The sequence below is a fragment of the Clostridium sp. 16K-1-R1 genome, from assembly GCF_023921145.1.
In the GTDB taxonomy this organism is placed as follows: domain Bacteria; phylum Bacillota; class Clostridia; order Clostridiales; family Clostridiaceae; genus Sarcina; species Sarcina perfringens.
In genome coordinates, this window is the sequence record NZ_CP046515.1 from 2,211,124 (window position 1) to 2,232,078 (window position 20,955).

Annotated in this window: 22 protein-coding genes; 3 read left to right on the top strand and 19 right to left on the bottom strand. The window is 29.2% G+C overall.

What is annotated here, in order from left to right:
- Nucleotides 1-53: 53 nt before the first annotated feature.
- From ftsY to pta, 11 genes are all read right to left on the bottom strand, one after another.
- Complete coding sequence (ftsY, locus tag GOM42_RS09685; RefSeq protein ID WP_003466435.1) at nucleotides 54-968, bottom strand: signal recognition particle-docking protein FtsY; 915 nt, start codon at nucleotides 966-968, stop codon at nucleotides 54-56.
- A gap of 13 nt (nucleotides 969-981) precedes the next feature.
- Entirely contained in the window at nucleotides 982-4,539 is a 3,558-nt protein-coding gene (gene smc, locus GOM42_RS09690; protein ID WP_061415792.1) for a chromosome segregation protein SMC, read from the bottom strand.
- 16 nt (nucleotides 4,540-4,555) lie between these two features.
- A complete protein-coding gene (locus GOM42_RS09695; protein WP_100066302.1) occupies nucleotides 4,556-4,651 on the bottom strand; it encodes a DUF4044 domain-containing protein in 96 nt (31 codons plus the stop codon).
- A 92-nt stretch (nucleotides 4,652-4,743) separates the two neighbouring features.
- Nucleotides 4,744-5,817: a radical SAM protein gene (locus tag GOM42_RS09700; RefSeq protein WP_061415794.1), complete on the bottom strand. Its 1,074-nt coding sequence runs from the start codon at nucleotides 5,815-5,817 to the stop codon at nucleotides 4,744-4,746.
- Nucleotides 5,796-6,521 (bottom strand): ribonuclease III, encoded by a 726-nt coding sequence (gene rnc / locus GOM42_RS09705; RefSeq protein WP_011590937.1) that lies wholly within the window; start codon nucleotides 6,519-6,521, stop codon nucleotides 5,796-5,798. The genes GOM42_RS09700 and rnc overlap by 22 nt, the downstream gene beginning before the upstream one ends.
- An 86-nt stretch (nucleotides 6,522-6,607) precedes the next feature.
- Complete coding sequence (gene acpP / locus GOM42_RS09710) at nucleotides 6,608-6,838, bottom strand: acyl carrier protein (protein ID WP_003458423.1); 231 nt, start codon at nucleotides 6,836-6,838, stop codon at nucleotides 6,608-6,610.
- A gap of 76 nt (nucleotides 6,839-6,914) precedes the next feature.
- Complete coding sequence (plsX, locus tag GOM42_RS09715; RefSeq protein WP_003478282.1) at nucleotides 6,915-7,934, bottom strand: phosphate acyltransferase PlsX; 1,020 nt, start codon at nucleotides 7,932-7,934, stop codon at nucleotides 6,915-6,917.
- 56 nt (nucleotides 7,935-7,990) lie between these two features.
- The gene (rpmF, locus tag GOM42_RS09720) at nucleotides 7,991-8,173 is read right to left on the bottom strand and encodes a 50S ribosomal protein L32 (protein WP_003449428.1); all 183 of its coding nucleotides are present in this window, start codon (nucleotides 8,171-8,173) and stop codon (nucleotides 7,991-7,993) included.
- A gap of 15 nt (nucleotides 8,174-8,188) precedes the next feature.
- Complete coding sequence (locus GOM42_RS09725) at nucleotides 8,189-8,584, bottom strand: DUF177 domain-containing protein (protein WP_011010580.1); 396 nt, start codon at nucleotides 8,582-8,584, stop codon at nucleotides 8,189-8,191.
- 218 nt (nucleotides 8,585-8,802) lie between these two features.
- The gene (locus GOM42_RS09730; protein WP_003449460.1) at nucleotides 8,803-9,999 is read right to left on the bottom strand and encodes an acetate kinase; all 1,197 of its coding nucleotides are present in this window, start codon (nucleotides 9,997-9,999) and stop codon (nucleotides 8,803-8,805) included.
- A gap of 90 nt (nucleotides 10,000-10,089) precedes the next feature.
- Nucleotides 10,090-11,091: a phosphate acetyltransferase gene (gene pta, locus GOM42_RS09735; protein ID WP_003458455.1), complete on the bottom strand. Its 1,002-nt coding sequence runs from the start codon at nucleotides 11,089-11,091 to the stop codon at nucleotides 10,090-10,092.
- Nucleotides 11,092-11,325: 234 nt separating this feature from the next.
- Between pta and GOM42_RS09740 the strand changes: the two genes are divergently transcribed.
- Both GOM42_RS09740 and ylbJ read left to right on the top strand, forming a co-directional pair.
- The gene (locus GOM42_RS09740) at nucleotides 11,326-12,534 is read left to right on the top strand and encodes a nucleotidyltransferase (protein WP_049039532.1); all 1,209 of its coding nucleotides are present in this window, start codon (nucleotides 11,326-11,328) and stop codon (nucleotides 12,532-12,534) included.
- Nucleotides 12,535-12,598: 64 nt separating this feature from the next.
- Nucleotides 12,599-13,759, top strand: a complete 1,161-nt coding sequence (gene ylbJ / locus GOM42_RS09745; protein WP_004458138.1) for a sporulation integral membrane protein YlbJ — start codon at nucleotides 12,599-12,601, stop codon at nucleotides 13,757-13,759.
- On the opposite strand, the gene GOM42_RS09750 is transcribed toward ylbJ, so the two are convergent.
- From GOM42_RS09750 to GOM42_RS09775, 6 genes are all read right to left on the bottom strand, one after another.
- Nucleotides 13,742-14,272, bottom strand: coding sequence for an ATPase (locus GOM42_RS09750; protein ID WP_003458392.1), 531 nt, complete (start codon nucleotides 14,270-14,272; stop codon nucleotides 13,742-13,744). The two genes, ylbJ and GOM42_RS09750, sit on opposite strands and share 18 nt — an antisense overlap.
- Before the next feature lie 8 nt (nucleotides 14,273-14,280).
- A complete protein-coding gene (gene coaD, locus GOM42_RS09755) occupies nucleotides 14,281-14,775 on the bottom strand; it encodes a pantetheine-phosphate adenylyltransferase (protein ID WP_004458133.1) in 495 nt (164 codons plus the stop codon).
- A gap of 1 nt (nucleotide 14,776) precedes the next feature.
- Nucleotides 14,777-15,334, bottom strand: a complete 558-nt coding sequence (gene rsmD, locus GOM42_RS09760; RefSeq protein ID WP_003458525.1) for a 16S rRNA (guanine(966)-N(2))-methyltransferase RsmD — start codon at nucleotides 15,332-15,334, stop codon at nucleotides 14,777-14,779.
- A 64-nt stretch (nucleotides 15,335-15,398) separates the two neighbouring features.
- A complete protein-coding gene (recG, locus tag GOM42_RS09765; RefSeq protein WP_110077183.1) occupies nucleotides 15,399-17,471 on the bottom strand; it encodes an ATP-dependent DNA helicase RecG in 2,073 nt (690 codons plus the stop codon).
- Nucleotides 17,472-17,623: 152 nt separating this feature from the next.
- Complete coding sequence (locus GOM42_RS09770) at nucleotides 17,624-19,270, bottom strand: DAK2 domain-containing protein (RefSeq protein WP_252597652.1); 1,647 nt, start codon at nucleotides 19,268-19,270, stop codon at nucleotides 17,624-17,626.
- 13 nt (nucleotides 19,271-19,283) lie between these two features.
- Nucleotides 19,284-19,631: an Asp23/Gls24 family envelope stress response protein gene (locus GOM42_RS09775; protein ID WP_003458425.1), complete on the bottom strand. Its 348-nt coding sequence runs from the start codon at nucleotides 19,629-19,631 to the stop codon at nucleotides 19,284-19,286.
- A 259-nt stretch (nucleotides 19,632-19,890) separates the two neighbouring features.
- On the opposite strand from GOM42_RS09775, the gene rpmB reads away from it, so the two are divergent.
- Nucleotides 19,891-20,082: a 50S ribosomal protein L28 gene (gene rpmB / locus GOM42_RS09780; protein ID WP_003458496.1), complete on the top strand. Its 192-nt coding sequence runs from the start codon at nucleotides 19,891-19,893 to the stop codon at nucleotides 20,080-20,082.
- Nucleotides 20,083-20,175: 93 nt separating this feature from the next.
- On the opposite strand, the gene spoVM is transcribed toward rpmB, so the two are convergent.
- Both spoVM and GOM42_RS09785 read right to left on the bottom strand, forming a co-directional pair.
- Nucleotides 20,176-20,259, bottom strand: a complete 84-nt coding sequence (gene spoVM / locus GOM42_RS15730; RefSeq protein WP_100066303.1) for a stage V sporulation protein SpoVM — start codon at nucleotides 20,257-20,259, stop codon at nucleotides 20,176-20,178.
- A 65-nt stretch (nucleotides 20,260-20,324) separates the two neighbouring features.
- Nucleotides 20,325-20,954 (bottom strand): thiamine diphosphokinase, encoded by a 630-nt coding sequence (locus tag GOM42_RS09785; protein ID WP_003449435.1) that lies wholly within the window; start codon nucleotides 20,952-20,954, stop codon nucleotides 20,325-20,327.
- Between the last annotated feature and the right edge of the window lies 1 nt (nucleotide 20,955).

The following is a 20,955-nucleotide window of genomic DNA, read 5'->3' on the forward strand; positions in this document are numbered from 1 at the left end:
ACTATCTATTCATTTATGATTAATAATTTTTCTAAATATTTTTTTATTTTTTCTTATAATAATGCTTCTGCAAATTCCTTAGCATTGAATTTTTGTAAATCCTCTACACCTTCTCCAACACCAATATATTTAACTGGTATATTTAAAGTGTTTTTAATAGATATAACAACTCCACCCTTAGCTGTTCCATCTAACTTAGTTAATATTATTCCATCAATAGGACAAGCCTCCATAAATTGTTTTGCTTGTATAACTGCATTTTGTCCTGTTGTACCATCTAATACTAGAAGAGTTTCTTTTTTTCTATCTCCTAATTCTCTATCTATTATTCTATTTATTTTAGCTAACTCATCCATAAGATTTTTCTTGTTATGAAGTCTTCCTGCTGTATCACATATTAATAAATCCACATCCCTAGCTTTAGCAGCCTGTACGGCATCAAAAACTACTGCCGCAGGATCTGATCCTTCTTGATGCTTAACTATATCTACATTAGCTCTTTGACTCCATATATCTAATTGATCTATGGCAGCTGCTCTAAAGGTATCTGCAGCGGCTAATAGAACTTTTTTACCATTATTTTTATTTCTAGCAGCTATCTTACCTATTGAAGTAGTCTTACCTACTCCGTTAACCCCTATTATAAGCATAACCTTCTTTTCATTATCCTCTTCTTCCTCTTCAGAGTCTCCTTCTAGCATCATTTCTGCAATAACTTCTTTTAAGGCTGGTTTAACCATTTCAACATCATTTATTTTTTCTTTTCTTATTTTAGCTTTTAATCTATCAATTATTTCAACAGTAGTATCCATTCCTATATCTGACATTATAAGTGCTTCTTCAAGCTCCTCATACATATCGTCGTCTATAGTTACAGCTAAATTTAAAGCCTCATTTATTTTATCTGTTAAGTTATCTCTTGTTTTTGTTAATCCAGTTTTTAATTTATCAAATAATTTTCCAAACATTTTTTGTCCTCCTCTATTTGTCCAAGTCTACTGAAACAATTTTAGATATACCTTTCTCTTCCATAGTAACTCCATACATAACATCAGCAGCTTCCATAGTACCTTTTCTATGTGTTATTACTATAAACTGAGTATTATCTCTAAACTTACCCAGAAACTCTGCATACCTTCTTACATTGGCATCATCTAAGGCAGCCTCAATTTCATCTAAAATACAGAATGGTGTAGGTTTCATCTTTAATATGGAGAATAATAAGGCTATAGCAGATAAAACCTTCTCTCCTCCAGACATAAGATTAATATTTTGAAGCTTCTTTCCTGGTGGCTGAACATTTATATCTATATTTCCTGTAAGTTCGTCACCATCACCTAAAACAAGCTTCGCACTACCGCCTTTAAATAATTCTTTAAAGGTTTCATCAAATAGCTTATTTAAGATATTAAAGTTTTGTCTAAAGACTACTCTCATCTTAGATGTCATTTCTTCTATAACATTTAAAAGTTCTTCCTTAGCTTTTTCTAAATCATCTCTTTCTGTTGTCATAAAATTATACTTCTCAGATATTTCTTTAAATTCTTCAATAGCATTTACATTTACATTTCCTAAACCAGTTATTCTAGCTTTAAGAGTTGATATCCTAACCTTATGAGAATTCATATCTTCAATAGGCTTAAATCTATTTTTCTCTTCTTCAAAACTTGTATTAAACTCTTCTAGAAGTCTTTTGTTTAAGATATTTTTTTCATTTTCTTGTTTTGTATAAGTTATATCATTTTTATGAACTTCTTCTTCCTTTTTAGCTATTTCAACTGAAAGAACTTCTAAGATATTCTCAGCAGAGCTTATGTTCTCTTTTAACTTACCTTTTTTAAGTTCAAAGGATTTAAAGTTCTCTTCAAGAGTAATTATATTTACTTCCTCTTCTTTTATGAATTTCTCACATAAAACTATTTCTTTTTTACTTTCTTCCTTATTAGCTTTTATCTCTTCTAAGTACTTAGTAATATTTATAAGTTTATTTTCCACTTCTTCTATAGAAGAATTTATTCTATTAGCTTCCTTTTCTCTTCCCTCAATAACTTCTTGAAGCTTAGCTTTATTTATTTTCATATTAGTCAGCTTATCTTTATATTTAGAAAGAGTTTTTGAAAGTTCTTCACGTTTCTTATCTAATTCTTTTACCTTTTCTGAATTAGTTACTTCTTTGTTTTCAAATTGACTAATCTTTTCATTAACAATTTCAATTTCTTTAACTATCTTAATCTTTCTTGAATCAATATCCTTAAGCTCTAACTCTAAAGATTTTATAGAATTCTTTATTTTAAAAGTTTCATCATTAACATTTTTAATCTTGTTATTTAAGTCCGCTAATTCTAAATTCTTTTCATATATTTTATCTATAATTTCTTGTTTTTTTATGCTTAACTCTTCTTGATCCCTATTTAACTTTTCCAATTCTTTAGTTAGTATGTGCTCTTCATTTTTTACCCTAACTAATTCATCCTCTAAAGCTTTAACTTCATTTTTTCTAGACATTATACCTGTGTTTTTTTGATAAAGGCTACCACCTGTAAGTGCTCCACCTGCATTTACAACCTCACCAGACAAGGTAACAATCTTATGTCTATAATTAAGCATTTTAGCAATTTTTATGGCATTATCTATATTATCACATATTATAGTTTTACCTAATACATAATTTATAACATTATTATAAACCTCTTTAAAGTTTACTAAATCTGAAGCTATTCCTAAGAATCCTTCGCTTTCAACTATATTTTTGCTAAGTTCTAACTTCTTACCTCTTATTATTGATAATGGTAAGAATGTAGCTCTTCCTAACTTATTTTCTCTAAGATGATTAATAAGAATTTTTGCAACTTCCTCATCTTCAGTTATAATATTAGAAATACTTCCACCTAAGGCTACTTCAATAGAAGTTTCATATCCAGCCTTAGTTTCCACAACCTCTCCTAAAACTTTGCATTTGTTTTTATTTATTTTAACACGTCCAGCATCTACACTAGCCATTATTTTCTTTACTGAAAGGTTGTATCCTTCATATTGATTTTCTAATTTTTTTAGCATTTCTTTATTAGCTTCAACCTTATTTACCTTTGATAAAATTTGATTAAGTTTACTTTGAGTTTCCTTAATTAACTTTAAGCCTTCTCTAAACTCTTCTTCTTTTTCCCTTAATTCTCTTTCTTTATCTTTCTTTTCTTCTTCTATAATTTGAAGCTCTTTTTGAAGATTTAAATTAGTTGCTAAATTAATTTTTAATGAATTATCATAATTTACTTGTTTACTTTTTGATGAATCAAGTTTTTCATTTATGTTACTCAATTCACTTTCTAGCATTGTCATTTTATTTTTAGATAAAGAAACCTTTTTTAAAAGTTCTAATTCCTCATCCTTTATCTTTTTAATTTCTTTTTCCTTAGAAATAAATTTTAAGTTAAGTTCATTAACTTCTTTTTCTAAGGTATTAATTTCTTCTAATTCTTTTTCAAACTTATTTTTATTTGAATTAAAATCCTTCTCTATAGAGTTTTTTTCCTTCATTAAGACATGTAATTTCTTCTTATTTTCTTCTAACTCTTCTTTATTTTTAAGAATTAATTCATCTATATTTTTAATTCTTTCATTTAAAAGATTTACTTTTCCTAAGCTTTTATTTATTTCTTCCTTTTTAGCAAAATACTCTTCTTGCTTTTTAGAATGACTACCTTCTAAAGAGTCTAACTCTTCCTTTAAAGCAAACATTTTCTCTCTTTCTTCTTTATACTTTTCTTTTTGCTTATCATTAAATGCTATTAAATCTTTTATCTTTTCTTTTTGCTTTAATATAATACCATCAATATTATGTAATTCACTCATAATAGATGAAATTTCTTTGTGCTTTAATTCATTTGAAAGCTCTAAATATCTTAAAGCTTTATTTTTTTCCTCTTCTAAAGGACCTAATCTTTCTTCATAAGTAAAAATTATATCATTTATTCTAACTAAGTTTTCTTCCGTATTCTTTAACTTTTTCTCAGCTTCACCTTTTCTAGATTTAAACTTTACAATACCTGCAGCTTCCTCTAGAATAGCTCTTCTATCTTCCGGCTTACCACTTAGAATACTATCTATTTTACCTTGACCAATAAGCGAATACCCTTCTTTTCCTATTCCTGTATCCATAAATAGGTTTACAACATCTTTTAATCTACAAGGAGAATTATTTATTAAATATTCGCTTTCTCCAGAACGGAATAATTTTCTAGTAACTTTTACATCTAAATAATCTAAAGGGAGTTCCCCTGAAGAATTGTCTAAAGTTAAAGAAACCTGTGCATATCCTATAGGCTTTCTATATTCTGTACCAGTAAAGATTACATCTTCCATCTTAGCTCCTCTTAAGGTTTTAGCACTTTGCTCCCCTAAAACCCATCTTACGCTATCTGATACATTACTTTTTCCACTTCCATTAGGCCCAACTATAGCTGTTATTCCTTTTTTAAAATTTAATTCTGTTTTATCAGCAAATGATTTAAATCCCCTTATTTCAAGAGATTTTAAAAACATATATTCACTCCTATCCTTACATAAACATAATCGGTAATAAAGTTGCTAAAAAGCATATTACAACAAAAATAATAGTAATTTTTATAACCCTGTCTCTCGTAGTTTTTCTCACTGTACTTCACTCCTCATGGTATAAGTTTATATTATGCCAATTAAAATATCAATAAAAAAAGCCTCAGAGATCAACTCCAAGGCATATAATAACTATAAATCTATTTTATATACTTTCGATTCTACTTCTATATTTATTTTATCTACTTCCATAGAATTATCTACTTTAACCTTCAAATTACAATTTTGTGCCTTGTCTTTAAGTTCATTGAAGTATCTCTTTTTATCAGCATAAAGCTTAGAAACTGATTTATTGCTAATTCTTATAGTTACCTCTCCACTTTTATCCTTTAAGATATTATATATATTTTCATTTATAATACTACTCTCTACTAATTCTCTAAAAGCAGGATGGAAAGGTCCATCTACAATATCCTTACCTAAAGCTATATTATCTGTAGGCTGCAAGCCAATTCTTATAACCTGTATATTATTTTCTTTATACATCTTATAAAGTTTAGCACTTATATACACAGCCTCTTCTAGAGTATATGGCTTGTAAGTTCCCTCTAAGTACATATCCTCCATAGGAGTGTTTTTCACTGTAAGGGCAGGATATATTCTACATATATCAGGTTTCATCTTTATAGACTCTTTTGTTGTTTCTACATCTTTTTCAAAAGTGTCCTCAGGAAGTCCTACCATTATTTGATGCCCTAAAGTAAAGCCATATTCTTTAATCAACTTAGAAGCTTTTAGAACCTCATCATAATCATGACCTCTACCTGATTTATGCAACACTTCCTTATCTAAAGACTGAACTCCAAGTTCTATTATATCAACTTTATAACTTTTTAAATGATCTAAAATAAACTCATCAATATAATCTGGTCTAGTAGACAACCTTATATAGTCTATAATTTTTTTATCCTTATATTCTTTTGCAACAGCTAATAGTTCTCTTTGCTTATTTATATCAATAGCAGTAAAAGTTCCTCCAAAGAAAGAAACCTCTAATATTCTATCTCCTTCACCAATTGTTTCTATATATTCTTCAATTGTCTTTCTTACAAAATCACTATTAACCTTATTTTCTTGCTTGTACTTTGGCCCTAATATAATCTCTTTATTTTCTCCAGTTATTTTCCCTTGATTACAAAACACGCAATCATGTGGACATCCTTCATGAGGAACAAAAATTGGGATTATATAGTGTCTTTTTCCCATTTAATTTCACCTAACCTTTGCAGTGCTGCTTTAGCTGCATTTTGTTCTGATTCTTTTTTACTAAATCCAACACCTTGACCCATAATCTCATTATTAATTAAAAGGTCTGTAAAGAATTTTCTTCTGTGAGGTGGTCCTTCATGCTTAACTAAATTATAAACAATATTAACTTCTCCATTTTTTTGAAGAACTTCTTGTAATCTAGTTTTAAAGTCTAAGATTATTTCTTCATTTATAGCCTTATCTATAACATCTTTAAAGTTTCTTAAAATAAAGTCATTTGCAACTTCAATTCCTTTATCTAAATAAACTGCAGCAATTACTGCTTCTAATGCATCAGCTTGTATTGAAGTTCTTTCTCTTCCTCCAGTTAGTTCCTCACCTTTACTCATTCTTATATACTTACCAAGTGATAGATTTTTTGAAACTTTATGTAAAGAATTTTCACAAACTACTAAAGCTCTTATTTTTGTTAATTCACCTTCAGATTTATCTTTATAATTATTAAATAAATATTTTGTAACACAAAGCTGTAAAACTGAATCTCCTAAAAATTCTAATCTTTCATTATATTTTACATCTTTAAATTGATTTGCATATGAACTATGCGTTAATGCTGTTATAAGCACTCCTTTGTTTTCAAACTCAATTCCTATAAGTTTTTCAACTTCTATTAAATTTATATCTTTCACCTTAAAATTCATCTCCTTAAGGTTTATTCTTCAAGTTGTTTGTGAAACAACTTCAAGAATAAACTTAAATTAAAAATCCCGCTTATTGCGGGACTTTATTACTTCTCTGTATGTTCTGTGATGTATTCTACTACATCTCCTACTGTTTTGAAGCCCTCAGCATCTTCATCTGGGATTTCCATCTCTAACTCTTCTTCAAGAGCCATTATTAATTCAACTATATCAAGAGAATCCGCACCTAAGTCATCTATAAATGTTGATTCCATAGTTATTTCATCTTCGTTTACGCTTAATTTATCAGCAATAATTTCTTTTAATTTATCAAACATTCAATTCACCTCCTAAGTTAATCTAATAAAATATTATTATATATAAAATGCATAGTCAATACGCATTACGTAATTTTTAAATATTTTTTTGATTATCAAAGCTTTTTTTAGTGATTTCTTCACTTAATTTCCCAATTAGGTCATTTTCATGGAACTTTCTTGCCTGTCTTATTGCATTTTTAAAAGCTTTTGCATCAGAACTACCATGTGCTTTTACACATATTCCCTTTACACCTAAAAATGGTGCTCCACCATATTCTTTATAATCCATTTTTTTCTTAAGGTTCATTAAAGCTGGCGCTAAGAATGGTACTCCTAATTTAGCTAAAAATGATGATTTAACTTCTGATTTGATCATACTTAATATTGTAGAAGCTACACCTTCATACATCTTTAAAACAGTATTTCCAACAAATCCATCACAAACTAAGACATCCACATCTCCTGTTGAAACTTCTCTCGGTTCAACATTTCCAATAAAGTTAATATCTTTTTCTTCTTTTAGAAGCTTATAAGTAGCCTTTGTAAGGTCATTACCCTTTTCTTCTTCTTCTCCAATATTAACTAATCCTACCTTAGGGTTATTAACATCCATAACAGATTTAAAGTAAACCTCACCCATTTTAGCAAATTGAACTAAATAAGAAGGTTTAGAATCAACGTTAGCTCCTGCATCGATTATCATAAAAGGACCATTTTTACCTGGCATAACTGGTGCTAAAGCAGGTCTTTCAACCCCTTTTATTCTTCCTACAATAAGTGTACATCCTGTTAAAAATGCACCTGTGCTTCCAGCTGATATAACTGCTTCACACTGATTATCCTTAACAAGCCTAAGAGCTTTAACAAGACTTGAGTCTTTTTTCTTTTTAACAGCCATAGCAGGATGCTCATTAGTACTTATTACTTCTTTAGCATCTATAAAAATAACTCTTTCTTTGTCATATTTAAACTTAGAAAAAGCCTCTTTTAAGATATCTTCTGGTCCAGTTATATATATTTCTATATCCTTAAATTCTTCTAATGCCTGAACACAACCTTCAACTACTGCACTTGGGGAATGATCTCCGCCCATTCCATCTACAGCAACTCTCATGAGTTTCACCCCTTTTTTTCCTATATATAAAGAAAAGAAAGTCATAAGACTTTCTTTTATTCTTCAACTGATACTACTTCTTTACCTTTGTAGTGTCCGCAGTTTTTACATACTCTATGAGCCATTTTCATTTCATGACATTGTGGGCATTCTACGATACCTGGTAAGCTTGCCTTGAAAGTTTGAGCTCTTCTTGAATCTCTTTTTGCTCTGAACGTTTTTCTAGCTGGATTTCCCATTGTTACACCTCCTTATTACTTAAACAAGTCCATTAGCTTTGCCATTCTTAAGTCAATTTCTTCATTGTCACATTGGCATGTTTCTTTATTTAAATCAATACCACATTTTTGACAAAGCCCTTTGCAGTCTATGCTGCAAAGTCTTTTTATAGGTAAGGTTGAAATTACGTTTTCTACTACCGCTTCAGCAACATCTAATTCGTCGCCTTCTACATAAGCAATAGAATCATCTTCTTGATTTGAATTATTTGTAAATTTCTCATCCATATCTATTGATACTTCATAAGAGAAATTAGTTAAGCATCTTGAACACTTCATCTGAAGTTCTCCAGTAATGTTACCTACTAACTCTATAAAAGACTCATTAGATATAACTTCACCAGTAAAATGTAGAGGCTTTATAACCTTCATATTTTCGCCTTCAAATTCGAAGCTTTTTAAATCCAGAACAAAATCTAAAGATTTTCTTCTTTCTCTTTTTGAGCATATTTCTGAAAAAATTAATTTCATAATCACCGTAGTTAAATAACTACTTTCACGCTCCTTAACATAAGATATGCATTGTTTATTCCTAAACAACACATATCTTATTATATTAACTAGATATTTAAAAGTCAAGTATTTTATAATTATTTACTTACAATACTTACTGTATCTTGTGCTATCATTAATTCTTCGTTAGTTGGAACTACGAAAAGTTTGATTTTTGAACCCTCTTTGCTTATTTCAGCAACTTTAGCTCTTATATTGTTTCTTTCTTCATCCAACTCAATTCCTAAGAATTCTAAATCTCTACAGATAGCTCCTCTTTCTATGATTGAGTTTTCTCCAACACCAGCAGTAAATACTATTACGTCACATCCATTCATCTCTGCAATGTATGCTCCTATATATTTCTTAACTGAGTTTCTGAATAAATCTAAAGCTATTTGAGCTTCTTTGCTTCCTTTGTCAGCAGCTGCTTCAACATCTCTAAAGTCACTGCTTACTCCTGAAACTCCAAATATTCCTGATTTTTTGTTCATTAAAGTATTTACTTCTTGTGAAGTATATCCTAATTCATCTATTAAGTATGTAACTACAGCTGGGTCTATATTTCCACATCTAGTTCCCATTACTAAACCTTCAAGTGGTGTGAATCCCATAGTAGTATCTACACATTTACCATTTTTTATAGCTGCTATACTTGCACCATTTCCTAAGTGACAAGTGATTATTTTTAAATCTTCTATGTTTTTACCCATAGCTTCTGCTATTTTAGCTGAAACATATTTATGAGAAGTTCCGTGGAAACCATATTTTCTTATGTGTTCTTTTTCATATAATTCATATGGTAATGCATATACAAATGCTTTTTCTGGCATTGTTTGATGGAATGCTGTATCAAATACAACAACCATAGGAACATTTGGCATTAATGCTTTACAAGCATTTATTCCTATTATATTTGCAGGATTATGAAGTGGAGCTAATTTAGCACACTCTTCTAAATCTTTCATAACTTCCTCTGTAACTAATGCAGATTCAGCATATTTTTCTCCACCATGAACAACTCTGTGTCCTATAGCATTTATTTCATCTAATGATTTTATAACACCATGTTTTTCATCTATTAAAGCTCCTAGAACTAATCTAATAGCATCTTGATGATCTTTCATTGGCTCTACGATTTCATATTTATCTTTACCTTCACTCTTTTGAGTTAAGTTTGCGCCTTCTAATCCTATTCTTTCTACTAATCCAGTTGCTAAAGCATTTTCAGTATCCATATCTATTAATTGATATTTTAATGATGAGCTTCCGCAATTTATAACTAATACGTTCATTATAAACTCCTCCTGTTAAACTTATAATGTAAAATTAATAAGCTTAATTCATTTTAATTTTATCCATCTATATAAAATTCTAATCAATTACTATTTAGTTGCTTGTGCTTGAACAGCAGTTATTGCAACAACGTTAACTATATCCTCTGAACTACATCCTCTTGAAAGGTCGTTTATTGGTTTAGCGAAACCTTGACAAACTGGTCCAATAGCTTCTGCATTAGCAAATCTTTGAACTAATTTATATCCTATATTTCCAGCTTGTAAATCTGGGAATACTAAAACATTAGCATTTCCTGCTACTTTACTATTTGGAGCTTTTTGTGAAGCAACTTTTCCAACTATAGCAGCATCTAATTGTAATTCACCATCTATATCTAAATCTGGTCTTAATTCTTTAGCTTTTTCTGTTGCTACTCTTACCTTTGTTACTAAATCATGGTCAGCACTTCCCATTGTTGAGAATGAAAGCATTGCAACCTTTGGATCCATTTTGCAAAGATTTTTAGCAGTATCAGCAGTAGCTATAGCTATAGCAGCTAATTGGTCTGCATTTGGATTTGGATTAACAGCACAGTCTGAGAATAATAACATTCCACCTTCTCCATATTGTGAACCTGGTACCATCATTATGAAGAAACTTGATACTACAGATACTCCTGGAGCAGTTTTTATTATTTGAAGACCTGGTCTTAAAAGGTCACCAGTTGTGTGTACAGCACCTGATACCATTCCGTCTGCATCACCCATTTTTACCATCATTGTTCCGAAGTATAAAGGATCTCTTACGATTTTCCCAGCTTTTTCAACTGTCATTCCTTTAGCTTTTCTTAATTCATAAAATTCGTTTATATAAGTGTCTAATTTATCTGAAGTTTCAGGATCAACTATATTTACTCCCTCTAAGTTTACGCCTAAAGCTTCAGCTTTTTCTCTTATTACTTGTTCTGAACCTACTAAGTAAACGTCAGCAAGTCCTTCTTCTTTTATTCTTTGTGAAGCGACAAGAGTTCTCTCTTCATCACCTTCTGGAAGTACTATTTTTTTTCTATTATTTTTAGCACTTTCCCATATTTGTTTCATAAGTTCCATGTTCATTTCTCCTTTCAAGTCAAAGCAGATGTTATGTGTTATCACACACAATACTAATAATACTATACTCCTATACTAATATATTTTTCAACAGATAACAAACAAAAAAACGGTATCATAATATTGTTTTTATATTTAAAATTATCTGAATTTTCTAATAAATATATACACTTTATTATTTTTATATATTAGGTTATTATAGTTTTATCAAAATAGGAAAAAGTGGTGATTTAAATGAATATAACTGGCATAATAACTGAATATAACCCTTTTCATCTAGGTCATGAACTTCATCTAAAAAGTTCAAAAGAGATTACAAATTGCGATGGAGTTATTTGTGTTATGAGTGGAAACTTTGTGCAAAGAGGTTTGCCTGCTTTAACGGACAAATGGACTAGAACAAAAATGGCCTTAGAAGCTGGAGTTGATTTAGTTGTAGAACTTCCAACCCTTTTTGCAACTTCTTCAGCAGAATTTTTTGCCTTTGGTGCAGTATCTTTGCTTAATTCTTTAAATGTAGTTAATAATATTTGTTTTGGGTCAGAATGTGGAGATATAGATTTAATCAAAAAACTTAGTGAAATTATTATCAATGAACCTCCTTTATTTAAAGAATATTTAAAGGATTATTTAAAGGAAGGACTTCCCTTTCCTAAAGCTAGAAGTGAAGCTTTAATGAAGTACTTAGATGATAATAATTATAAAATTGATTTTTCATACTTAGAAAAAGTTCTAAACTCTTCTAATAATATATTAGCCATTGAATATTGTAAAAGCCTTTATAAGCTTCAAAGTTCTATAAAACCTTTTACTATACAAAGATTAGGAGCAGATTACAATGATGAAAAACTTTCAAAAAATGAAATAGCCTCTGCTTCTGCCATAAGAAAAAGTATTTATACTTCAAATATAGAAGAAAGTCTTGATTTTATGCCTGAGTATAGCTATAACTTATTAAAAAATACTTCATTTAGTGATTTAGACAAAATGTTTGACTTAGTAAAATACGCTATAGTAAGCAATCCTAGTATATTAAAAGAAATACCAGAGGCTTCTGAAGGAATAGATAATAAGATAATTCAAAACATAGGAAAAGCTAATTCTTTAGATGAATTAATAAACCTTTGTAAAAGTAAGCGTTATTCATACACTAGATTAAACAGAATTTTATGTCACGTACTATTAAATGTAAATAAAGATCTTCTTTCTCTTAGAAAATCTTCTCCTAATTATGTAAGAATCTTAGGATTTAATAATAAAGGAAGGGAAATTTTAAAAGAGATTAAGAAAAATTCTGAAATAAACATCGTTAATAAATTATCAAAAGCTAAAGCAGATCCTTTGTTAGAATTTGACATAAAAGCCACTAATATTTATAGCCTTCTAAATCCATCAGTTAAAATTAACAGTGATTATTTAATTAGTCCTATTATTTTTAGATAACAATAATATTATTATATGTACTTAAATATAAATACTATATATGATTTCGTAAAAGGAGGAAACCATGTATAGTATTTTATTTTTACTTATAATAATACTAAGTATAATTTTAATAAAATTATTAAAAATAAAAGGCAATATTATTTTTTCTTTATTTTTAACCCTAACAGTAATTTACTTTATAGTAAATCCTAAACTTTCCATGGAAGCATCCTTAGCTGGTGCAAAGTTATTTTTTTACTCTGTGCTTCCAACTATGTTTCCATTTATGGTTATATGTAACATGATAATTAATTTAGATGGAATAAAACTATATTCAAAAATATTAGGCCCTATTCTATGTAAGCCCTTAGGATTAAGTTATCCTTGTAGCTTTGCTTTAGTTGCAAGTTTTCTTTGTGGATATCCACTAGGTGCAAAATATTCCACTGACTTATATAAAAAGGAGCTTATTCCCCACGATGAATTTGTAAGACTTTTAAATATAGCTTCTAATATAGGCCCTTTATTTCTATTAGGTGCTGTAGGAACATCTATGCTTGGTAATTCAACTCTTGGATATTTATTATTAATACCAAGTTATCTTTCTGCAATTATTATGGGTATAATAACTAAAAATAAAAAAAGAGAGAAAAAACTCTCTCTTTCTAAAGAAGTCATTACTGAAAACAAATCTACTTTTAACATAGGAGAAGTGATTAAAAAGTCTATTGAGGATGCTTCCTTAAATATACTTGTCCTATGCGGATACGTAATTATGTTTTCAGTAATAATAAGTATGTTAAAAACCTTATTTATTTCAACTGGAACATTAACAAACTTAAGTTCTATGTTAAATATACCTCCTGATATATTTAACGGTTTATTTTTAGGAAGCATAGAAGTTACAAATGGATGTAACATAATAGCTTCTAGTAATTTATCACTTTTTAGCAAATTACTCTTACTATCATTTTTAAGTTCCTTTGGTGGACTTTCAATAATAATGCAAACTTCTTCTTTCTTTTATAAAGAAAATGTATCTATAATAAAATACTTCTTATTTAAAGTTTTGCAAGGAATAATTGCCTTTGTACTTATGTTTTTCGTTTATATGATATTTAAAAATAATATTGCAGTTTCCCTTATAGAAAGCTCATTTTTAATTACGCTTTCTCCAATAATATTAATTATAGGAATAACCCTTGGCTTAGCAATTTTATATAAATTACTTATCGCCTCTTAATTCCTTAATATTGCTTCTTATTTCACCAGTTGCTTTATCTAAGTCTTCTGTGAAATCAATAGCAAACTTCTCCATATTATTTTTCATATGATTAAGAAATTCTTCTCTTTTATTAGTTATTTCATTTTCTAATTGAGATAATATTTCATCAGCATATTCTCTTGAGCCTAGTCTAATAGTTTTTGCTTGTCTTTGAGCATTAGCTATTATCTCCTGGGCTCTTAATTCTGCTTCTTTTACTATATTATGATTCTCAATTCTTTTTTTCATCATTTCATAAGTTTCTTGCTTAACACTCTCATTTTCTTTTCTAGCTTCAGCTAAGATTCTTTCTTTCTCTCCTAAAACCCACTGTGCTTTTTTAATCTCATCTGGAAGACAATTAATCACTTGGTCTAAAAGTTCTAAAACTTCTTTTCTATCAACAACAACCTTACCTGTTATAGGGACCTTAGAAGCTCCCTCAACAATATCTCTTAAGTAATCTAAAATTTCAATAACTTGTGACTCCATGTTAATAATTATCCCTCCCCTCTTAAACTAATAATCCTTTCTTCTAAATCCTCTACTATCTCTTTTGGAACAAAGTTTTTTATTTCTCCATTAAAACTTGCAATCTGCTTTATTGCAGACGAGCTTATATAAGAGTAATTAGGGCTTGTAACCATAAATATAGTTTCAACCTCATTTGCTAATTCTCTGTTCATAAGTGCCATTTGGAATTCATATTCAAAATCAGTAACTGATCTTAAACCTTTTATTATTACATCTGCTTTTTCTTTTCTCACAAAATCAATTAAAAGTCCATTAAAACTTTTAACCTCAACATTATTGTATTTTGCAACGCACTTCTCTATAAGATTAACCCTTTCTTCTATAGAAAACATACCTTTTTTATTTATGTTTATAAGAACAGCAACTATGACCTTATCAAATTTACTTGCCGCTCTTTCAATAAGGTCTAGATGTCCTTTAGTAATAGGGTCAAAACTTCCTGGATAAACCCCTACTCTCATTTTAGTCCTCCTCTATTTTATAAAAGCAAACTGTTGTATTTCCATACTTCTTAACTTTTGTAAGCTTTATCTTTTCAGTTCCCTCAAAAATTTCTTCACTTGAATCTATTTTAGTAACTATTAACCCATCTTCTTGAAGTAAGTTCTTTTCTTCAATTATTTCTATAGCTTCTGGAATAAGATTTTTCATGTATGGAGGATCTATAAACATTAAATCAAATACTTTACCTCTTGAAGCTAAACTTCTTAATGCAGAATAAGCATCTGTGTTTAGAGCATGACAAAAATCTCCGAAGCCTAAATTTTCTATATTTTTCTTTAAAACAGGGAATGTTACTGGACTCTTATCAACTAAGTAGCATTCTTTAGCTCCTCTACTTGCTGCTTCTAATCCTAAACTTCCTGTTCCTGCAAAAACATCTATAACTACAGCATCAGGTATATACCATTGAATCATACTAAACATTGATTCTTTTACTCTATCTAGTGTTGGTCTTGTTTCATATGTTGGTGGTGATAATAGTTTTCTTCCTCTTGCTTTTCCTGCTATTATTCTCATTTATAATGTCCTCCTTTGATTTTCCTTAATTATTTTATCATATTACTAGTTTTTGAACAATTTACTAATTGAAACAAATATACCTACTATTTCTTTCAATTCCCCTCATTATTTCTGTACAAAGCTTTTTATTATCTTCATTTATATTGTTTACTATTAATTTAGCTTCATGATTAGCACATTTTAATATATTTATATCATCAACTACATTAGCTAGAATAAATCCTTCATCCCCATGCTGTCTCATTCCAAAGACTTCACCAGCACCTCTTAGTTTTAAATCCTCTTCTGCAATATAAAAACCATCTGAACTTTCTGTCATTATTTCCATTCTTCTTCTAGTAATATCATTTTTAGTATTAGCTATAAGAATACAATAAGACTTATGTTTTCCTCTTCCAACTCTTCCTCTAAGCTGATGAAGTTGTGCTAAACCAAACCTCTCTGCATTTTCTATGATCATCATTGTAGAGTTTGGTACATTAACACCTACTTCTATAACCGTTGTAGATATTATACCTTTTATTTCCCCATTTTTAAAGGTATTTATAATTTTATCCTTATCTTTTCCAGACATCTTACCATGTAAAATTTCAATTCTTACATCCTTAAAGATTCCATTTTTAAGTTCCTCATAAATTTTTTCAACAGAGTTTAAATTTAACTTTTCATTTTCCTCTATTAAAGGTGATACTATATAGAATTGTCTTCCTTTCTCTACTTCCTTTAAAGCAAAGTTATAAGCCTTCATTCTTTGATTCATATCTACTAGCATAGTATCTATTGGCTTTCTTCCTGGAGGCAATTCATCTATTATAGAAATATCCAAGTCACTATATAAATATAAGGAAAGAGTTCTTGGAATAGGAGTCGCAGTCATTACTAAAACATCCGCTCTCTTATTTTTATTTATAAGTCTACTTCTCTGTTCTACTCCAAATCTATGTTGCTCATCTGTTACTACAAGACCTAAATTGTTTAATTCAACATCATCCTGTATTAAGGCATGAGTTCCTATTAACATTATTCCTTTTCCTGAGGCTATCTTCTCTTTTATTCTCTTCTTCTCTTTTTCCTTAGTACTTCCAGTTAAAAGCTCTATATCAACTCCAAATTGCTCTAAATATTTTTTGGCTTCAGCATAATGTTGATTAGCTAATATTTCTGTAGGTGCCATAAGAACAGTTTGATATCCATTCATGTACACGTTAAACATAGATATTAATGCTACTAAAGTTTTTCCTGATCCAACATCTCCTTGAACTAATCTATTCATTGCAATATTTCTCTTTTGATCTAGAAGTATTTCTCTAAGGGTTCTTGATTGTGCATTAGTTAAAGTATATGGAAGTGACTCTTTTAAATCCTTAAGAAGAGGACTCATTTTAAAGCTTATTCCGCTATTTTCTTTTTTTATATGAGCCTTCATCATTATTATTTTTAGAGAATATGTAAATAACTCTTGAAACTTAAGTCTATTTATTGCACTTTGTAATTCTCCTCTACCCTCTGGAAAATGTATGCTTCTTATAGCTTTATCTAGGGATATAAGTTTATACTTTTTTACTATTTCCTCTGGTAAATTTTCTTTTATAATCATATTCTTAAGTATTTCATTTATAAGCTTAACTAAAATTTTGTTTGTTAATCCATTTTTCAAAGTATATATAGGTAAAATCTCACTTTTATTAGCTTCTTTACAAGGTATTAATGGATTAATAACCTCTAGAGTATTATTAACCTTTTTAAATTTCCCCATAAGATTATATTCATTACCTAAAATGAGATTCCTTTTTATATAAGGCTGATTAAACCATTTCCCTATAACCTTTAAGTTATTATATGTAAAGTTAATTGTGGTTAAAGTTTTTCCATTTCTAGTTCTTATTGAACTTCCATAACTTTGAACTTTACATTTTAAAATAGCTTTTTCATCACTTATATCTCCATTTAAACTTATATCATCATTTAAAAATTCATAGTCCCTTGGAAAATATAAAAGTAAATCTAAAACAGTAAATATACCAACTTTATTAAGTCTCTCTTTAAGCTTAGGCCCAACACCTTTTACTAATCCTATATCATCGTATATGTTAATCCTAATCCCCTCCTTAAATAATAAAGCTAATTTAATCATCTATAAAAAAATAATATACTTTAATTACATTCTTAAAATTGCAAAATTAAAGGATTATAACCATAAAACTTATAGCTATAACCCTATAATAAAATTTCTATTCATATTAGCTTTAAAAAACTAAAATTTCACTAAAAATTATTAACTCTTAATTATTCTACTGACATTATGAAGTAATATAATGGCTGTTCACCCTTATAACATTGAACATCTAAATCCTCATATTTTCCTTCTAGTTTTTCAATTAAGGCATCAACTTTTTCCTCTTCACAGTCTTTACCATAGAATATAGTGATTAACTCTGAATCTTCATCAACTAAAGAATCTATTAAATCCTCAGCTACTTTATATGGATCTTCTCCAACTTCTTTTATCTTACCTTCAACTAAGCCTAAGATATTCCCTTCTTTGATTTCTTTTCCATCAACTTCAGTATCTCTAACAGCATATGTTACAGAAGTTGTTTTTACCATTTCCATAGCTTCTTTTAACTCTTCAGTATTTTCTTCAACGTCAGCTTCTGGGTTAAACATAGTTATACAAGTTATTCCTTGAGGAATTGTCTTTGTTGGTATAACTCTTATATCCTTATCTGATATTTCAGCTGCTTGATTAGCTGCCATAATTATATTTTTATTGTTAGGTAAAATAAATATATGCTCAGCATTTAATTTTTCAATAGCTTCTAACATATCTTGAGTACTTGGGTTCATAGTTTGACCACCTTCTATAACATAGTCAACACCTAAGTCCTTAAATATGTTTTTCATACCTTCACCCATTGCTACTGATATAAATGCATATTTTTTAAACTCTCCAGCTGCAACACTCTCCTCTGTTTCAGCTGCCTCTTCATACATACCTTCAAGCATTTCTCTATGCTCTTCTCTCATGTTATCAATCTTAATTTTTGAAAGTTCTCCAAATTTAACTGCATCTTCTAGAACTTTTCCTGGATTATTTGTGTGAATATGAACTTTAATTACATCCTCATATCCAACAACAACTAGAGAATCACCCTTATTTATAACTTTTGATTTAAATTCTTCTGCATGGTTTGAGTCCCCTAAGATTATAAACTCAGTACAGTATCCAAATTTAATATCTTCTTCACTCATAGTTTCACTTCTTTGAGCCTTAGCTACTGAAGATTTAACAGCTTGTGGTGTTCCTGTAGTTACTTTTAATCCATTTTCTAAAGCTTCTTGCATTCCTTGAAGGATTATTAATAATCCCATTCCGCCTGAATCAACAACTTTAGCTTTCTTTAATGCTGGTAACATTTCTGGTGTCTTATCAAGCATAATTTTACTTTCTCTGCATACTTCTCTCATAAGTTCAGTTATATTATCTTCTTTTAAGGCTACAGCCACTTCACCAGCAGTTCTAACAATTGTAAGTATTGTTCCCTCTGTTGGTCTCATAACAGCCTTATACGCTGATTTACTTCCCTCTAAAAGTGCATTAGCAAATTCACTTGCATCAGCCTCTTCTTTTCCTTCAAGCCCTTTTGATATACCTCTAAGAATTTGTGAAAGAATAACACCTGAGTTTCCTCTTGCACCCATAAGAGCACCCTTAGCTAGTTTCTTAGAAACTTCACCAATGTTTTTGTTATCCATTCCTTCGATTTCCTTAACAGCAGCTCTAAATGTCATAGACATGTTTGTTCCTGTATCTCCATCTGGAACTGGGAAAACGTTAAGAGAGTTTACATATTCACTCTGTAACTCTAGCTTATTTGCTGCATTACTCATCATATAATACAAGTGTTCCCCATTTACTTTATTAAATTTCATTCTGTTTTACCTCCTAGACTCTAACCGCTTGAACATTTACTGTTATGCTAGATACTTTAAGCCCAGTATAATTTTCAACATTATATTTAACTTTTTGAATTATATTGTTTGCTATTACAGATATTTTTGTACCATATTCTACCATAACAAATACTTCTATTGTTAACTTATCATTTTTATCATCTATTTTTACGCCTTTTGTTAAATTTTCTATTCTCATTAACTCCCAAAGGCCTTCTGTAGCGCTCTTAGAAACCATTCCAACAACTCCGTAGCATTCCATTGTTGATAACCCAACAATCTTTGCTAAAACGTCATCAGTATAAGACACATTTCCATATTCATTTGAATATCCTATCATGGCGATTCCTCCTCAACTATTAGATATACTGTATTCTATATTAACTGCCTATAAAAGTCACTTAAAAATAAATACATAAACCTATTACATATACTATATTCTATATTAAATACTTTGATTATTCAAGAACTATATACCTTTTGAAACATATTTTTAAAGAATTATTTTAATATTATACTTGCATAACTAATATATATTATGATAGAATATTATCTGTCCTATTGAAGATTTTATCTTCATTTTAAAGGAGGTGTTTTTAATGGCAAGAAGATGCGAGATTTGTAACAAAGGAGTTGTAGCTGGAGTACAATACAGTCACTCTCACAGACAATCAAAGAGAACTTGGGCTCCTAACATAAAAAAGGTTAAAGCAATCGTTAAAGGAACACCAAAAACTGTTCACGTTTGTACAAGATGCTTAAGATCTGGAAAAGTTCAAAGAGCTATATAAGAAATCTTTGGCTAAAATGCAGTTTAATAACTGCATTTTTATTTTGCATAAAAATAAGGGATAAGTTTTACTTATCCCTTAATTTTTTCCATCTTATGTATCAGATTTCTTATTACCTTTAAACATTCTAACTATTTTAGCTAAGAACTTTGGTAATTTAATAGTCATTATTCTCATAAACTCTCTCCTACCTTTAAAATTATTTCTTATTTTATTTTATGCAGAAGAAACTCAAATTGTGTTTAATCTCTTGAATATATAACTAAAACTTCACCTTTTTCAAAAGATATATCAATATATTCATCAATAAACTCATTAGACACACATAATGAATCTCCTATTAAAAGTTTATGATTATAAAGTTCATATTTAGAACCTTTTATAGAAAAATTATTTACTGGAGAACCAAAAGCTTGAAATGATATATAATCACCAAATTCTTTTTTTAGAGTTGTCCCTTTATTCTTTAGGTAAATTTTATTATTATTATCAATAATATATGCCTCAATACCTCTCTCTAAAGCTTCTCTTAAAAGTCCTAAATTAGCCATAACATGATCTAATCTTGTTCCTGTAACCCCTAAGAAGACAATTTCTGTAGCTCCTAATTCAACTGCTTTAAAAAAAGCAATCTCTGTATCAGTATTATCCTTCTCAGGATTAAATTTTTCTACTTTTATTTTATCTAATATATCCTTATATTCTTCTCCTATAGAATCAAAGTCTCCTAGGGCATAATCTGGAGTAAATCCATTTTCTAAATAGGCTTCAGCTCCCCTATCAGCAGCTATTAATAAGTCACACTCTTTAATTTCACTTTTTAATAACTCACTACTAGGCTTTTCTCCCCCAGCTATTATAAGAACTTTCATT

Coding starts and splice junctions, on each gene's coding strand:
- GOM42_RS09725 (WP_011010580.1), bottom strand. CDS start 8,584: ATGAAGGTTATAAAGCCTCTACATTTTACTGGTGAAGTTATATCTAAT.
- ylbJ (WP_004458138.1), top strand. CDS start 12,599: ATGTATAGTATTTTATTTTTACTTATAATAATACTAAGTATAATTTTA.
- rsmD (WP_003458525.1), bottom strand. CDS start 15,334: ATGAGAATAATAGCAGGAAAAGCAAGAGGAAGAAAACTATTATCACCA.
- GOM42_RS09700 (WP_061415794.1), bottom strand. CDS start 5,817: ATGGGAAAAAGACACTATATAATCCCAATTTTTGTTCCTCATGAAGGA.
- rnc (WP_011590937.1), bottom strand. CDS start 6,521: ATGAATTTTAAGGTGAAAGATATAAATTTAATAGAAGTTGAAAAACTT.
- spoVM (WP_100066303.1), bottom strand. CDS start 20,259: ATGAGAATAATGACTATTAAATTACCAAAGTTCTTAGCTAAAATAGTT.
- smc (WP_061415792.1), bottom strand. CDS start 4,539: ATGTTTTTAAAATCTCTTGAAATAAGGGGATTTAAATCATTTGCTGAT.
- plsX (WP_003478282.1), bottom strand. CDS start 7,934: ATGAGAGTTGCTGTAGATGGAATGGGCGGAGATCATTCCCCAAGTGCA.
- rpmB (WP_003458496.1), top strand. CDS start 19,891: ATGGCAAGAAGATGCGAGATTTGTAACAAAGGAGTTGTAGCTGGAGTA.
- coaD (WP_004458133.1), bottom strand. CDS start 14,775: ATGAGAGTAGGGGTTTATCCAGGAAGTTTTGACCCTATTACTAAAGGA.
- acpP (WP_003458423.1), bottom strand. CDS start 6,838: ATGTTTGATAAATTAAAAGAAATTATTGCTGATAAATTAAGCGTAAAC.
- GOM42_RS09750 (WP_003458392.1), bottom strand. CDS start 14,272: ATGGAGTCACAAGTTATTGAAATTTTAGATTACTTAAGAGATATTGTT.
- GOM42_RS09730 (WP_003449460.1), bottom strand. CDS start 9,999: ATGAACGTATTAGTTATAAATTGCGGAAGCTCATCATTAAAATATCAA.
- GOM42_RS09775 (WP_003458425.1), bottom strand. CDS start 19,631: ATGATAGGATATTCAAATGAATATGGAAATGTGTCTTATACTGATGAC.
- ftsY (WP_003466435.1), bottom strand. CDS start 968: ATGTTTGGAAAATTATTTGATAAATTAAAAACTGGATTAACAAAAACA.
- recG (WP_110077183.1), bottom strand. CDS start 17,471: ATGATTAAATTAGCTTTATTATTTAAGGAGGGGATTAGGATTAACATA.
- rpmF (WP_003449428.1), bottom strand. CDS start 8,173: ATGGGAAATCCAGCTAGAAAAACGTTCAGAGCAAAAAGAGATTCAAGA.
- GOM42_RS09740 (WP_049039532.1), top strand. CDS start 11,326: ATGAATATAACTGGCATAATAACTGAATATAACCCTTTTCATCTAGGT.
- GOM42_RS09770 (WP_252597652.1), bottom strand. CDS start 19,270: ATGAAATTTAATAAAGTAAATGGGGAACACTTGTATTATATGATGAGT.
- GOM42_RS09785 (WP_003449435.1), bottom strand. CDS start 20,954: ATGAAAGTTCTTATAATAGCTGGGGGAGAAAAGCCTAGTAGTGAGTTA.
- pta (WP_003458455.1), bottom strand. CDS start 11,091: ATGGAACTTATGAAACAAATATGGGAAAGTGCTAAAAATAATAGAAAA.